Source organism: Serratia sp. BIGb0163 (assembly GCF_024809935.1).
Lineage (GTDB): Bacteria > Pseudomonadota > Gammaproteobacteria > Enterobacterales > Enterobacteriaceae > Serratia > Serratia quinivorans.
Map to the genome: position 1 here is coordinate 101,105 of NZ_JANUDZ010000001.1, position 14,520 is coordinate 115,624.

Consider the following 14,520-nt stretch of genomic DNA (forward strand, 5'->3'; position numbering starts at 1 on the left):
CCAGTTCAAGGTGTAAACCGCGCTCAGGGCGCGGAGTGACAGAGATCACAATTTACGCAGGCATTGGCGGCGGATAAATCCGTTTGCGGTAGTTACACTGTTTCTGTGGGGGAATAATCACGCAAGGCAAGCATAGCGGCGGTTGGCAGCCAATCGGCCGGCAAAATGCTTAATTGGCATAAGCTTATGTGATGGGCACAGCAGGCTGTGCCCAAACCAGATTCACAATCCCGGCGCCTTCCACATCGAAGTGGTCAGGCCATGGTCTACCAGGGTTAGCTGGTCGGCATAGACCTGCTGCCAGGTTTCTTTTTGTCGTTGGTACAGCTGATGATTGGCCATATCCGGCTGATACTCACGCTCCCAGCGCACCAGTTGCTCGCCGGTTTGTGCCAGCGACTCATACAGCCCGGCTCCCACGCCGGCAGCAATCGCACAGCCCAGCGCAGTGGCTTCTTTCACCACCGGCACGCGCACCGTCAGGCCAGTCACGTCGCTGAGAATTTGGCTCCACAGCTTGCCCTTCGACCCACCGCCGGCGAACACCAGTGAACGTGCCTGTACGCCGGAAAAACGGGCGATCTGCTCCAGATTGCAAGCCGAAACAATCGCGGCGTTCTCTTCCAGGGCACGAAACAGCGTTTGTTTGTTGCAGCGTTCCGGGTCGAGCGACAGATTGATAAACGAAGGCGCGGCGTGGTACCAGGTCTTGAAATGCATGGCATCGGAGAAGATTGGCATCACTCCGTAGGCCCCTGGGGGGACACGTGCAGCCATCTCTTCCATCAGGCTGTAGGCATCCACGCCCAGCCGTTCTGCCATCAGTTTTTCTTCGGCGCAGAAGGCATCGCGGAACCAGCGCATGGTCAATCCGGTGAAGAAGCTGATCGACTCTGCCTGTGCCATACCCGGGATCACATGCGGATTGATACGGATGTTCATCTCCGGATCGGTGGCCGGCTCCGGCAGATTGACGATTTGTTGCCAGAAGGTACCCCCCAATACCGCAGTTTGCCCGGCATGCACCACCCCCAACCCAAGGCTACCCAGTTGCACATCGCCGCCGCCCATCACTACCGGCGTACCGCGCAGCAGGCCACTTTGTTGGGCCGCCTGCTCGGTGACGTGCCCCAGTACAGTGCCGGTTTCTTTCACCGGTGACAGCATATCGGCGCGTAGCCCGGCCATGTCGAGCAACGCCGGTCGCCAGTCACGGCTGACCAAATCCAGCATGCCGGTAGTCCCGGCGTTGGAAGGATCGACCGCCAGTTCACCGCTCAGCATGTTCGCCAGCCAGTCACTGATCATGGTCAGCGTCGCAGCCTGACGGTAAATGTCCGGCCGGTGATGCGCCAGCCACAACAGGCGCGGCATGGCGCTTAACGCCAACGTTTGGCCTGAATATTGGTAAACCTCACGTTCGAAATTATGGTTATGCAGCTCTTTCAGCTCGCTGACCTCCTCGCTGGCGCGCGCGTCAACGTTGGCGCAGGCCCAGATCGGCGTGCCGTCGCGATCGTAAAGCACTATGCCTTCGCGCATCGAGCAACAGGCGATGGAACGGATCGCCTGGCCGGAAATACCGGCGTTTTGCAGCGCCTGGCGAATGCACTGGCAGGTCAGTTGCCAGTTATGGGCCAGGTCAAACTCCATCGAGCCGGGCACCCCCGGCACCGCCAGATGCCGCCATTCCGCCTGGCCCTGAGCGATCTGATTGCCTGCTAGATCGAAGATGACCGCGCGAATGCTACCGGTACCTGCGTCCAGCGCCATCAAATAGTTATCCATAGCTCACACTCTCTGGGGTTGGGATCTTAACTATAGATGGCCTGTACTTTGTACCGATGGGGGAAACGGCGAGGCCGGCAGGATTTGTGAACTGTGCTGCAAAATTGCCGTTGCGGGGGGTAAATCAGCGGGAATAAACCTATGGTTGGAAAGCTATAGGGTATAGACCTTCAAGGTGAAACAAGGAGCCACCATGCACGTCACTCTGGTAGAAATTAACGTTAAACAGGACAAAATCGACGAGTTTATTGAGGTCTTCCGCGCCAATCATCTCGGCGCGATCGAAGAGCCGGGCAATCTGCGTTTTGACGTGTTGCAGGATGAAACCATCCCGACGCGTTTTTATATCTATGAAGCCTACCGGGACGAGCAGGCCGTCGCCGCCCACAAAAAGACGCCGCACTATCTGCAATGCGTGGAAAAACTGGAGGCGTTGATGACCGGGCCGCGCAAGAAAACCAGCTTTATCGGCCTGATGCCGGGTTAGGCCAGTACGCCAGGGTAATTTTATTCAATACATTGCTTACTCTGGCCGTCAGTCTGGCATCTGTGAACTCTTTCTCAGGTGCTCGTAATGAATATTTATCTTTCGATGGCCGCTTTTGCGCTGGCCTCCTCCATCACCCCCGGCCCGGTCAATATCGTGGCGCTGAGCGCCGGGGCGCAATTTGGTTTTAACGCTACCCTGCGGCATGTTTTTGGTGCCACGCTGGGTTTTACCCTGCTATTGATTCTGATTGGGCTGGGGCTGCACCAGTTACTGACGCTGTGGCCGGTGCTGACTCAGGTGATCCAGTGGGCAGGTATCGCGTTTTTACTGTTTTTGGCTTATCAACTGGCCTTTGACGACGGACGGCTGGGCAATGGCAGCCAGTCACAAGCCCCTTCGTTCTGGTATGGCGCCTTGTTGCAGTGGCTGAACCCTAAAGCCTGGTTGGCATCGGTGGCCAGTCTGGGGGCGTTTGTCGCCGACGGTGACCGCTTGCTGTTATGGCAGTTCGCGGTGATTTATTTTGTCATCTGCTATGCCTCGGTGGCGTGCTGGGCCTACACCGGTGCGATGCTGAGCGGGGTATTGCAACAGGCTCGCAATGTGCAGCGTTTTAATCGTTTGATGGCGTTACTGTTGGCGGCCAGTGCCTGCTATCTGCTGGCCGACGGCGTTTAGCGCGGGTTTTGGTACTGGCCGGGGGTGGCAGCCAGTAGCAGTTTGAAGGTGCGTTGAAAGTGCGCCTGATCGGCAAAGCCGCTTTCGCTGGCAGCCGCGGCGATCGGATAGCCCCGTTTCAGCAGACGATGGCCGAACTGAATGCGCTGATTGACCAGGTAGGCGTGCGGCGTCATGCCGTAACGTCGCTTAAAGGCGCGAATCAAGTAAGAGGGTGAGAGCGCTGCCGCCTGGCAGATGGCTTCCAGCGTCAGTGGTTGAGTGCAATGTTGGCTGATAAAGGTCGCCGCCGCCTTGAGTCTCGGATGCTCGGCTTCGGCGGCAGGCAGGCGAACATCGTCCTGACAGATTTGTAGCTCGGTAAAGTATTCCACCAGGGCGATTTGTTTTTCCAACTGGCAGTGCTGCGGGTCGATCAAAAGGGAATAAAGCCGGTTCAGGCCATTGAACAGGGCAGGGTCACGGCTGATGACCTGATCAAATGGGATAAAACCACCGTCGCCACCGGCGATCTCCTGCTGCAGTTTACCCAGCCAGGTGGCATCAATATAAAACATGATATATGACCAGCGCTGGTCGCCGATGGGGTTGCAGGCGTGGGCCTGCTGCGGGTTAATGATCACCACGTCGCCGGTACTGACCTGCCGCTGTTGGTGGCCGTTAATATAAATGCTGGTACCGCCGGTGATAGCACCGATGGAGAAAATTTCATGGCTATGCAGGGCGTAACAAACTTTGCGGCCATCTTCAATGGCGCGAGCTTCCACAAAAGGGAGCTGCGGATCACGCCAGAATTGCGGCGCGGTAGCGGTCATGAACTTTCCTTTCAGAGACGACAGGGCTAGCTTGTTATAGCGTAAAATGAGCGTGGGAGGGAATGCGGATGATGATTTTTAATGTGTTTGGCTGTCTTCAGGATTGAATAAGCCCCGGCCACGTAGAGATGACCGGGGGGCTTTTAATCTTCTTCGTTGCGGGCCATCAACTGGCGTTGGTGCTCTTCGCTGGCCGCCTGGATTTCCTCCAGCACTGAACCGACATCGGCGTGTTTGTTGCTTTCGACAAACTTGCCGGTCAACACGCTGGCCGGCGTCAGGTTACCTTCCTGATACAGCGCCCAAATCTCTTTGGCGTATTTGCTGCCCAGCAGTTCCGGCGCGTACTGGCCGTAAAAATGCGACATGTTGTTGATATCACGTTCGAACATGCTTTTGGCGTGGTTGTTGGCTGCGGCATCCACCACCTGCGGCAGATCGATAATCACCGGCCCATCTTTGTCCATCAACACGTTGAACTCCGACAAGTCACCATGTACCAGACCGGCGCACAGCATGCGCACTGCGTAATTCATCATCAGTGCGTGATCGGCCCGCGCCTGTTCCGGCGTCAGGGTAACATCGCTCAGACGTGGAGCTACCATGCCTTCTTCGTCGGTGATCAGTTCCATCAGCAGCACGCCATCGAGACAGATATCCGGTTGCGGCACACGCACGCCCGCTTTGGCGAGCAGGTACAACGCGTCGACCTCGGTGTTCTGCCAGGCTTCTTCCTGCTGCTGGCGACCGAATTTCGACCCTTTGCTCATGGCACGCGCATCGCGGCTATTACGCACCTTGCGGCCTTCCTGATAGTTCACTGCCTGCTTGAAGTTACGCTTGTCTGCTTCTTTGTAAACTTTGGCGCAGCGGATCTCTTCGCCGCAGCGCACGATAAAGACGTCGGCTTCTTTGCCACTTTTCAAACGGCGAATGACGTCGTCGATTAAACCATCATCTACCAATGGCTGGAGTCGTTTTGGAATTTTCATGCAGCCTTGTACCCTATTTAGGCTCCGGTGTGAATGGTTTGCTAAGGTGTTACCTCAATTTAGACCCGAAAGGCAAAATTTAGTTTGCCGCCGCTGCGATACATGATCGTAACGGCGCACCCGCTACAGGGTTTCTGCCAGTACCCAAACGCTGACGCTGCCGCCGTTAACCGGGAAAGTGGCATTCCCCTGTTCGTCGGTGGTGACCTCATCCTGACGGTTACCGAGCAGGTCGCGCCAGTTTTTATGCGCCAGTTCAGTGCCCAGCGAAACTGCTTTGCCACTTTCAGCCCCGTTGGTGAGCACCACTACGCAGCCAGGGGCATCGGCGGTACCGCTGCGGCTGAAGGCCACGCAGTTTTTATCATCAAAATAATCGGTTTGCACGCCGTTGGCAAAGCGTTGTCGCGCCTGAATCAACTTTTCCAGCTCAGGGATGACCGGCATATCAATCTGGTATTCCTGGCCGTCGCTGCCTTTATCTTTATAGCTGGCACCGTACAGGTCAGGATAGAACACGCAGGGCACGCCTTGTTCGCGCAACAGGATCAGGGCGTAGGCCAGCGGCTTGAACCAGGGTTCGACCGGTGCTTCCAGCGATTGTAACGGCTGCGTATCGTGGTTGGCGACCAGCGTGACCGAATGGGCCGGATCGGCTGCGGTCAGGGTATCGGTGAAAATCTGCGCCATGTCGAAACCGTTTCCCTGTTTCGATGCCTGATGAAACTTCAGGTGCAAGGCTACGTCGAACAGCATCACTTTGCCCTCGACCAGGTCAATATACTGTTGTAACGCGGCCAAATCGTGCGACCAGTATTCGGCGACAATAAACAGATCGCGTTGCGCACTGTCGCGCACGTGGTCAGCCCACTCTTTGAAGAACCAGGCCGGAATGTGTTTGGCGGCATCCAACCGGAAACCATCGCAGGGCAGGGTTTCCTGCAGCCAGCGCGCCCAGTATTTCAGCTCTTCCACCACCGCCGGGTTGCGGAATTCGACGTCGGCCCCCATCAGATAATCGTAGTTGCCTTTCTCATCACCGACCTGATCGTTCCAGCCGTCGTCACCGTAGTCATTGGCGATTTTGAACACGCCTTTTTCATCGGGCTGCTCAACGTAATCAACCCCGCCAAAGCATTTGTAATCCCAAATGAATTTGGAATAGGTGCCTTGTCTGCCGGGGAAAGTGAAGCGGGTGTAGGCCAGGGCGTCGAAGCCCTGGTCATTAATATCGTTGCGGTTGTTGGCATCCGCCTTATAGACGTGCACCTGTTCTTTTTCGTCGGCACCGAGCTTATGGTTGAAAACCACGTCATAAATCACCCGTACGCCGTTGTCGCGTAGCGTAGTCGCGGCGTTTGCCAACGCTTCTTTGTCGCCGTATTTGGTGGCACGGCTGCCTTTTTGGTCGAACTCGCCCAGATCGAACAGATCATAACTGTCGTAACCCACCGAATAGCCGCCGGAAGCCCCCTTATAAGCGGGGGGCAGCCACAGATCGGTGATGCCCAACTGCGCAATTTGCGCGGCGCGTTCAGCTGCCTCTGGCCATAACTGACCGCCATCCGGGTAATACCAATGGAAAAACTGCAGCAAGGTAGTTTTTTTCGTCATGAGCAAGCCGCCCTATTGCCAGAAAGAGGTGCGAAATGAGCCGTGGCTCATCCATCCTGTTACAGCATGGGCTAGTTTTGACAAAAGGGAAACTCGGTTTGGGCGGCGCATGTGCCGCCCTGGAGGATTAACGCTGACTGGCGTAATGCGGCGAGCGCGGGCCATACAAAATGGCGCCGTTCTGACCGTTTGCCGATAACAGGCGGGTATTGGCGATAGCGCCGACATCGAAGCCCTTGTCGCTGATGGTATCGGCGATTTGCGCGATAGCGGCGCTGATCACCATACTCAGCAGACCGCCGCCGGAGTTGTTGTTATTTTCGTTGCTGGATGCCGTGGCGCTACCGGCCCAAAGCTGCTTGCCGTTGCGCAGATCGACCAACCTGGCTTTTACGGTGACGCGCGTTTCGCTGTTAATCACTATATAGCTGGTGCCATATTGCGTGACGTCCAGATACAGTACTGCGTCAGCGCCGAAGATCTTATGCAACTTTTGGATGCTGACGGCGCGGATGTCATTGGCATTGGTCAAACCGTTTTGCTGGAATGTTTCCTCAACCACGGCGACCGGCAGCACATAGTAGCCAGCTTCAGCCAGCGGTAGCGTGGTGCTGGCAAGGACGCTGTGGCTGGCTTTGACATCCGGCGATTGATTGACCGGTGGCAGCACCAGGATTGATTTCGGTTTGCTCTCGTGGAACGCCGCATAATCGTAAGCAGTTTGTTTGGCGCAACCGCTCAGCAGCAGGGTGACAGCAATACTGAAGAAAGCTAATGCACGCTTCATTTAAAACTCCCTTTATCCTTGGCCATCAGGAAATTCATAAACGGCGCTGATTCCGGGAACAGCGTTTTCTCTGTATTGAACTCGGTCATTGCCTGGCCGGTATTGCCGGTTTTGCTGTACAGCAACCCCAGTTGTGCATGCAGGCCCGGCGGCACGGCTTTATTCTTGGCGCGAGATTTTTCGGCAATTTCTTTTAGCGTCAAAATCTGTTGTTCAGGGCTTTGACCATCCTGTTGGTAATATTGGTAAATCGAGGTTTGGTAGCCATCCCAGTTGTAGATCGTTTTTGGCGCGGCGCAGCCGGCCAGCAGGGTCGCTGCGAACAGCGCCCCACCCATTTTTTTAGTTATCATATTGCTGCTTCTATTCCGTTAGTTAGCAGGGCGCCATGCGCCACTTTCGATACCGGCAACCAGGTTATTGACCGCTTCGCGTACGGCCAGATCCAACACTTTGCCGTTGAGGGTGGAATCGTAGCTGGCGGTGCCGCCGAAGCCGATGATTTCACGGTTGGAGAGTTGGTACTCGCCGGCACCTTGGGTGGAGTAAACCACTTCTGAGGTCTGTACGTTGACCACATTCAAATTGACCTTGGCATAGGCCACCTGCGTTTTACCGCGTCCCAGAATGCCCCACAGCTGGTGATCACCCACTTCTTTACGACCGAACTCGGTAACATCACCGGTGATCACGTAGTTGGCACCTTTCAGCGTCTGGGTTTTGCCTTTAATGCCGGCTTCGGTTTTCAACTCATCCATATTGGCGCGATCCAGCACGTTGAAGCGGCCGGTTTGCTGCAGATGGGTGATCAGGATGGTTTTGGACTGGTTACCCAGGCGATCCACGCCATCGGAGAAGATGCCGTTCATATAGCTGGAGCGGTTATCGAACTTGCCGACGGAGATAGGGCTGCGCTGGCCTTGGTAATTGGTGTTGTAGGACGCTACTTTAGGCACTTCCAGAGAACGTGAGGATTCGGTGGCACAGCCCGCCAGCATGCTGACAGAAAGGGCGACTGAGCAGACAACGAGTGATTTTTTCATCGGAATACAATCTCTCCATGATTATAAAAGCGCGCAAGACAGACCGTTTTGCGCCAGGAATTTAAACAGCAGGGGAAATAATAGGTGCTATTTAAACGGGGCAATCCTGCCATGGATATGTAACAAAATACAACTGAATATCGACATAATTGGCGCTATTGGGGATTAAATAACTCATTCAAATACAATGGATTGTGTAAGGATATCATTCGTATTTTATCTGGTTTGCTGAATTATCCGTTTTTTGATGGGTTTATTATTTGTAAAGTATATATTTTATGGTTTTTTATTTTTTAAATTTAATTCAGTAAAGAATGTAATTCTGCATGAGGCGACAGATTGCTGCAGGTGTCTCGTCAGGTTGAGATTTCACGCCGCTTAAAAATCCGTTATGGTAATGAATATTAGGTAACACTATCAACTAAGTGATGTGTTTCAGCACTGGTACCAACGGGGACATCGATTGTGAACATCAGAGATTTCAGAGCATTGTCGCGCAACCTGGTCAGAGAACTGGGCATGTTGAATAAACAAAGTAACGGGACCCGTTTTTCGCCGTTGCAGATCCACATTCTGATTGAGGTCAATGGATTGCCGCTGGGCATTACCGAACTGGCGGCCCGACTGTGCATCGATAAGGCCAGCGCCAGTCGGGCGGTACGCAGCCTGGTTGCTGCAGGCATGGTTGAAGCGGTGGATTATCCGCATGACAAACGGCATAACCTGAATCAACTGACCAAGTTGGGACGCAAAACGCTGGCGGCAATTGAAGCCAACGCCGACGGTTTTATGCAAGACGCGTTGGCGCAGCTGGACGACGATGAATTGGCCGCAACGACAGCGGCAATGAAAAAGATGACTGCGGCATTACGCAGCGCACGCAAGCAGCGCGATGCCGCTTTGCTGGTACGCCCGATAACCCAGAGTGATGACGCCGCGATGGCCTGCATTATTTGTAGCGTATTTCGCGAGTACGCTATGGATAAAATGGAAGGCGTCAGTCTGCATGATCCCGATCTGGATCGCCTGACCGGTGTTTACCAGGATAACGGCGGTAAGTATTGGGTACTGGAACAACATGGGGAGGTGGTGGGGGGCGTAGGCATTGCACCTCTGAAGGGGGGAGATGCCGGATACTGTGAATTGCAAAAACTGTTTTTTAAACCCTGTGTACGGGGGTTGGGAATGGCGCGCTATATGGTAGTGCAGGCGCTGAAAGCAGCACGTGCGGCGGGGTTCCGTTACTGCTATCTGGAAACCACCGAGCAACTCAAAGAAGCGCTGGGGTTATATCATGCGCTGGGTTTCACTTTGCTGACGGAAAAGCGTGGCAATACCGGCCACCACGGCTGCGATATCTATATGCTGAAAGATTTGCAAAACGACTGAATACTACTTGTGGAGCAGAACGATTTTCGGCGGGGCAATAAAACAAAAGGCGGCCAGGGCCGCCTCTTTGCACAATTGCTGATTTAGCAATTAATTGTAGATGATCGCAGTACCGTGCAGCTTGTTGTCACCGGTAGTTGAGATGATCTGGAATGATTTGGCACCTGCGGCGTCCGCTTTGGCAGCCAGATGATTTTCCAGGCTGGTCAGGTCGGAAGCCCCGCTAACGGTAACCACACCGACTTTTTGCAGATTGGCCGGCTGGGCGTTAACCAGATCGGCGGCGAAACTACCAAATGATGCAGAAGCCAGTGCGATGGCGGCGATGGTGATTTTCAGGTTTTTCATAGTCTTATTTCCTATCTTGGTATTCTGTACAATGTTTTTTATTGGGGTCGTTAAATTAATTAACGATCGATAATTTAATGTTAGACGCCACTTCGGCGCTTTGCAACTATTTTTTTAGTGTTCGTTAATTAATTTTTTTATTCTCGTCGTTAACCGGAAGAGTAACGTTCACTATCAGCCGGATAATTGACGATTAACTTATTGTTATTGATAGATTACCGCGGTGCCATGCAGTTGATTGTTGCCACCGGCACCAATGATGCGGAATGATTTTGCACCGGCTGCATCTGCTTTGGCTGCCAAATCGGCTTCCAGCGAGCTGATATCGGAAGCACCGCTGACGGTGATCACGCCGAGTTTTTGCTGATCTGCCGGTTGGTTGTGAACCAGGTCAGCGGCGAAGCTACCGAAAGAAGCAGAGGCCAGTGCGATAGCTGCAAGAGTAATTTTTAAGTTTTTCATGATGTTAATTCCTATATCAGAAGCGTAAATTGGGTTGGTTAATCTTTGTCGTCATAATTACTTAACGATCGATAACTAAATGTTAATCGCTTCTCGACGGCAGCGCAATATTTTTTTATAATGATCGTTAATTTAATTGCCAAGCCCTGCTGCGGAGCGGGATAAGAGAGGGTCTATGAGTATCAATGAAGAAGTCTGCGCCAAAAAAACGCGTGGCAGACCGAAGCAGTTTGATCGCGACCGTGCGCTGGACAGCGCGCTCGATCTGTTCTGGCGGCACGGTTATGACTCTACGTCGCTGGCCGATCTGGTAGAAGTCACCGGTGCCAAAGCACCAACGCTGTACGCCGAGTTCGGTAACAAGGAAGGGCTGTTCCGCGCGGCGGTGGAGCGATATCTGCAAAAATACACCACCTGCACCAATCAATTGTTGGAGCGGGATTTGCCGATAGCGGAAATCGTTGAGGCCTACGTTCGCTCTTCAGCGGAGGTGTTTACCGATCCGGATACGCCGTCCGGCTGCTTTATGGTCTGCGCCTCTGCGGCGCTGTCTTCGTCTTCCGATGAAGTGGCCGAGATGCTGCGTAAAAAACATCATTCGAATGAAGCCAGCCTGCGAGCCTGTTTTGACCGCAAGGTACAGCAGGGGGAGTTATTGGCGAAAACCGATACCGCGCTGTTGGCGAAATATATCGTCTGTACCATTGAAGGGATGTCGGTTCAGGCGCGTGAAGGGGCCAGCCGCGAGGATTTGTTCAATCTGCTCGATGCATTGATGCTGGTTTGGCCGCGCCTGAGTCAGGTGGGTAATAAAGTCTAGGGAAGGGCACTCGCCAGTAAATCAGGCCGCATTGCTGCGGCCTGAGTGGGCATTACTGGTTAACCGGGATCACGGCGCCCTGGTATTTTTGGCGGATGAAGTCCTGAATTGCCTTGGAGTGCAGCACTTTTACCAGCGCTACGATTTCCGGCTTGTTCACGTCGGCCTTATGCACGGTGATAATGTTGGCATACGGGTTGTTTTCACCGCTTTCGACCGCGATCGGGTCTTTGGTCGGGTTCAGTCCGGCATCGATGGCGTAGTTGGCGTTAATCACCACCGCATCGCCCTCATCGTTGTTGTACATCTGCGGCAGTAGCGCGCCTTCCACGTTCGCCAGGAACTTCAGGTGTTTCGGGTTATCCACCACGTCAGAAATGCGAGCATCGACCTTGCTCACGCCCGGTTTCAGCTTAATCACGCCTTCCTTTTCAAAGATAGACAGAATGCGTCCTTCTTCCGCCACTGCATCACGCATGATGATTTTGCCGTTGTCCGGCAGATCTTTCAGGCTTTTATATTTCTTGGAGTAAATGCCGATCGGCTCGATATGGATGGCTCCGGCGCTGACAAAGTCGTAACTCTTATCGCCGGCATGGTCCTTCAGCACCGAATTCAGGTAGGGCACATGCTGGAAATAGTTGGCGTCAATATCGTGGCTGGCCAGCGCGGTGTTCGGCAGGATGTAGTCCTGGAAAGGTTTGATCACCAGATCGATGCCTTCCTTCGCCAGAATCGGCTTGGCCTGCTCGAGGATCTCCGCGTGCGGCACGTTGGACGCGCCCACCACCAGCCTGGTTTCCGCGGCGGCGCCAAAGGAGCTCAACGCGGTCAGTGAGGCGAAAGCCAGCATCATTATTTGCTTTTTCATCATCATTATTCCCTGGTTATTTATCGTTTATCGAGCGTTGTTGTAATGGTGTCGCCGATGAACTGGATAACGAAAACGATCAGCAGGATCGTCAGCGTCGCCACCAGCGTCACGTCACCGTGATTGCGTTGAAAACCTTCGAGATAGGCCAGATTGCCCAGCCCGCCAGCGCCGATCACTCCGGCCATGGCGGTGTAGCTCACCAGCGCTATCAGGGTGACGGTAATTCCGGAAACCAGCGCCGGGGAAGACTCCGGCAGCAGCACGCGGAAAATAATGGTGCTGGTTTTGGCTCCCATGGAACGTGCCGCCTCTATGACTCCCTTGTCCACCTCGCGCAGGCCAATTTCAACCAGCCGGGCGTAGAAGGGCGCGGCGCCGACAATCAGCGCCGGCAGCGCGGCGTCTGCCCCCAAAATGGTGCCGATCAGCGTCTTGGTGAACGGGATCAGCAACACGATCAGAATGATGAAGGGGATGGAGCGGAATACGTTGACCAGCACTGAAATCAGCGAATAGACGGCGCGGTTTTGCAACAGTTGGCCGCGAGAGGTCAGAAATAGCAGTACGCCCAGTACGATGCCAAGCACCAGCGTGGCCAACCCGGCGATGCCGGTCATGTAGAGGGTTTCCCAGGTGGCGTTCAGCAACTGGTCAATACGCAGATGAGGGAACCATGACTCAATCATGTTTAATCACCTCAACGGCGATTTGTTGTTCTCTCAATAATTTCAGCATGCTGTCGATTTGCAGGTCGTTGCCTTCGACGTGGATATACAGCTCGCCAAAGGAGCCGTTCAGCGTCTGGCTGATTTTGCCGTGCAGAATGTTAATGCTCACCTTGTAGCGCAGGATCACGTCGGAAATCACCGCCTGATGGGTTTGCACTCCGACAAAGGTCAGCTTGAAAATTGCGCCCGGCAGATGCTGAGCCAGTAAAGGGTTAAAGTTTTCCTCGGTTTCCTGATATTGCGAAACCTGTTTAACGAACTGCTGGGTAATCGGCTGCTGCGGCCGGGTGAAAACATCGATCACCGGGCCTTCTTCGACGATGCGGCCGTTTTCCATCACCGCCACGTGGTGGCAAATTTTGCGCACTACGTGCATCTCATGGGTGATCAGCACGATGGTCAGGTTCAGTTTGCGGTTGATATCCAGCAGCAGATCCAGAATCGAGTCGGTGGTCTTGGGATCGAGCGCCGAGGTGGCCTCATCACACAGTAACACCCCAGGGTTATTGGCCAGGGCGCGGGCGATGCCGACGCGCTGTTTCTGTCCGCCGCTGAGCTGCGACGGATAAGCATCCTCACGCCCCTGCAGGCCAACCAGTGCGATAAGCTCGGCCACGCGTGGGTTTATTTGCGCTTTGGGCACGCCGGCTATTTGCATCGAGAAGGCAATATTCTGGCTGACGGTGCGTGACCACAGCAGGTTGAAATGCTGAAACACCATGCTGATTTTCAGGCGTGCCTGGCGTAACTGGTCGCCCCTGGCTCCGGCGATATTGAACCCCTCGACCTGAATGTTGCCGCTGGTAGGTGCCTCCAGCCCGTTAAGCAAACGGATCAGGGTGCTTTTACCCGCTCCGCTGTAGCCGATAATGCCGTAGATTTGCCCGGCTTCAACGGCCAGACTGACATCATCCACCGCGACGACGCGGCCCTGTGCACTGTCAAAAGTTTTGCAAACGTTCGAAAGAACGATCATAGCGAAGTTGATCCTTATTAATACGTCACAGAATTCCGCCCAGGGTGCGTAACGCCAGGCAGTGTTCGGCTTCCTGGAATAAGGGCAGGCGGGATATCTGTTGCTGGTGAATACAGGGCAATCCTACCGGGGGTTTATAGTGACAGGAAGAATATAGATTCTATTAGATATTCTTATTTGATATATAAAGTGATGAGCAGAGGTGATGGTGAAACCGCGGCCAACGGGGCTTTGGCCGCTTTATTGAATTTAACGCTTGTCGAGCTTCATGTGCAGCAGCGGGAAAGGATTGCCCTGACCGTCGAGTGCCGAACGGCCGGTAATTTCAAAACCGTAGTGGCGGTAAAAACCGCTGGCCTGCGGGTTCTGTTCATTAACATCCAACTGCAACTCATCATGCAGCGATTCGGCGTGGGCCAGCAGCGCTCTGCCGACGCCTTTGCCACGCTGCTCCGCATCGATAAACAGCATTTCTACCTTATTGCCGCTTAGCCCGATAAAACCGCAGGGATGACCGGGCCGGTCTTCCGCAACCCAAACGTCAACCGCCGGCAAATAGTCGTTAAGCACCAACGGGTAGAGTTGGGCGATATTCTCTTCGGTGAGAAAATGGTGGGTGGCGCGTACCGAACGCTGCCAAATCTCCGCCAGTTGCGCATTGTCTTGTGCTGCGCGTGCTCGGATAGTGATCATGGAAACTCCTGTGTTGATTTACT

The 14,520-nt window shown here is 54.1% G+C and carries 17 protein-coding genes; 4 read left to right on the top strand and 13 right to left on the bottom strand.

Annotated elements, in window-relative coordinates; translation table 11 throughout:
- Positions 1–222: 222 nt before the first annotated feature.
- Positions 223–1,788, bottom strand: a complete 1,566-nt coding sequence (lsrK, locus tag M2406_RS00535; protein WP_259187984.1) for an autoinducer-2 kinase — start codon at positions 1,786–1,788, stop codon at positions 223–225.
- Between the two features lie 193 nt (positions 1,789–1,981).
- Between lsrK and lsrG the strand changes: the two genes are divergently transcribed.
- Together lsrG and M2406_RS00545 are read left to right on the top strand one after the other, a co-directional pair.
- On the top strand, positions 1,982–2,275 hold the full coding sequence (gene lsrG, locus M2406_RS00540) for a (4S)-4-hydroxy-5-phosphonooxypentane-2,3-dione isomerase (protein WP_012005816.1): 294 nt from the start codon (positions 1,982–1,984) through the stop codon (positions 2,273–2,275).
- 87 nt (positions 2,276–2,362) lie between these two features.
- Positions 2,363–2,956 (top strand): LysE family translocator, encoded by a 594-nt coding sequence (locus M2406_RS00545; RefSeq protein WP_259187985.1) that lies wholly within the window; start codon positions 2,363–2,365, stop codon positions 2,954–2,956.
- Here M2406_RS00545 and M2406_RS00550 read toward each other — a convergent pair.
- The 6 genes from M2406_RS00550 to M2406_RS00575 all read right to left on the bottom strand — a co-directional run bounded on the left by M2406_RS00550 (position 2,953) and on the right by M2406_RS00575 (position 8,207).
- Positions 2,953–3,771 carry an AraC family transcriptional regulator gene (locus tag M2406_RS00550; RefSeq protein ID WP_259187987.1) on the bottom strand — a complete coding sequence of 273 codons (819 nt, stop codon included), beginning with the start codon at positions 3,769–3,771 and terminating at the stop codon, positions 2,953–2,955. The genes M2406_RS00545 and M2406_RS00550 overlap by 4 nt on opposite strands.
- A gap of 143 nt (positions 3,772–3,914) precedes the next feature.
- On the bottom strand, positions 3,915–4,763 hold the full coding sequence (locus M2406_RS00555) for a PA4780 family RIO1-like protein kinase (RefSeq protein WP_259187989.1): 849 nt from the start codon (positions 4,761–4,763) through the stop codon (positions 3,915–3,917).
- A gap of 123 nt (positions 4,764–4,886) precedes the next feature.
- Positions 4,887–6,377: an alpha-amylase gene (amyA, locus tag M2406_RS00560; RefSeq protein WP_259187991.1), complete on the bottom strand. Its 1,491-nt coding sequence runs from the start codon at positions 6,375–6,377 to the stop codon at positions 4,887–4,889.
- A 127-nt stretch (positions 6,378–6,504) separates the two neighbouring features.
- Positions 6,505–7,164, bottom strand: a complete 660-nt coding sequence (locus M2406_RS00565; RefSeq protein WP_012005821.1) for a DUF799 domain-containing protein — start codon at positions 7,162–7,164, stop codon at positions 6,505–6,507.
- Positions 7,161–7,517 (bottom strand): DUF4810 domain-containing protein, encoded by a 357-nt coding sequence (locus M2406_RS00570; RefSeq protein WP_012005822.1) that lies wholly within the window; start codon positions 7,515–7,517, stop codon positions 7,161–7,163. The genes M2406_RS00565 and M2406_RS00570 overlap by 4 nt, the downstream gene beginning before the upstream one ends.
- A gap of 18 nt (positions 7,518–7,535) precedes the next feature.
- The gene (locus tag M2406_RS00575) at positions 7,536–8,207 is read right to left on the bottom strand and encodes a CsgG/HfaB family protein (RefSeq protein WP_012005823.1); all 672 of its coding nucleotides are present in this window, start codon (positions 8,205–8,207) and stop codon (positions 7,536–7,538) included.
- 519 nt (positions 8,208–8,726) lie between these two features.
- Here M2406_RS00575 and M2406_RS00580 point away from each other — a divergent pair.
- Entirely contained in the window at positions 8,727–9,596 is an 870-nt protein-coding gene (locus tag M2406_RS00580; RefSeq protein WP_259188000.1) for a bifunctional helix-turn-helix transcriptional regulator/GNAT family N-acetyltransferase, read from the top strand.
- Between the two features lie 90 nt (positions 9,597–9,686).
- On the opposite strand, the gene M2406_RS00585 is transcribed toward M2406_RS00580, so the two are convergent.
- Positions 9,687–9,944, bottom strand: coding sequence for a YdgH/BhsA/McbA-like domain containing protein (locus M2406_RS00585; protein WP_012005825.1), 258 nt, complete (start codon positions 9,942–9,944; stop codon positions 9,687–9,689).
- A gap of 204 nt (positions 9,945–10,148) precedes the next feature.
- Positions 10,149–10,406, bottom strand: a complete 258-nt coding sequence (locus M2406_RS00590; protein ID WP_012005826.1) for a YdgH/BhsA/McbA-like domain containing protein — start codon at positions 10,404–10,406, stop codon at positions 10,149–10,151.
- Positions 10,407–10,581: 175 nt separating this feature from the next.
- On the opposite strand from M2406_RS00590, the gene M2406_RS00595 reads away from it, so the two are divergent.
- Positions 10,582–11,226 (top strand): TetR/AcrR family transcriptional regulator, encoded by a 645-nt coding sequence (locus tag M2406_RS00595; protein ID WP_012005827.1) that lies wholly within the window; start codon positions 10,582–10,584, stop codon positions 11,224–11,226.
- 52 nt (positions 11,227–11,278) lie between these two features.
- Here M2406_RS00595 and M2406_RS00600 read toward each other — a convergent pair whose 3' ends face one another.
- The 4 genes from M2406_RS00600 to M2406_RS00615 form a co-directional block, all read right to left on the bottom strand.
- Positions 11,279–12,100: a MetQ/NlpA family ABC transporter substrate-binding protein gene (locus M2406_RS00600; RefSeq protein WP_405050612.1), complete on the bottom strand. Its 822-nt coding sequence runs from the start codon at positions 12,098–12,100 to the stop codon at positions 11,279–11,281.
- 17 nt (positions 12,101–12,117) lie between these two features.
- Positions 12,118–12,786 carry a methionine ABC transporter permease gene (locus M2406_RS00605; RefSeq protein WP_012005829.1) on the bottom strand — a complete coding sequence of 223 codons (669 nt, stop codon included), beginning with the start codon at positions 12,784–12,786 and terminating at the stop codon, positions 12,118–12,120.
- Positions 12,779–13,804 (bottom strand): methionine ABC transporter ATP-binding protein, encoded by a 1,026-nt coding sequence (locus tag M2406_RS00610; protein ID WP_259188008.1) that lies wholly within the window; start codon positions 13,802–13,804, stop codon positions 12,779–12,781. The genes M2406_RS00605 and M2406_RS00610 overlap by 8 nt, the downstream gene beginning before the upstream one ends.
- Positions 13,805–14,053: 249 nt before the next feature.
- Positions 14,054–14,497: an acetyltransferase gene (locus M2406_RS00615; RefSeq protein ID WP_012005831.1), complete on the bottom strand. Its 444-nt coding sequence runs from the start codon at positions 14,495–14,497 to the stop codon at positions 14,054–14,056.
- Positions 14,498–14,520: the final 23 nt, after the last annotated feature.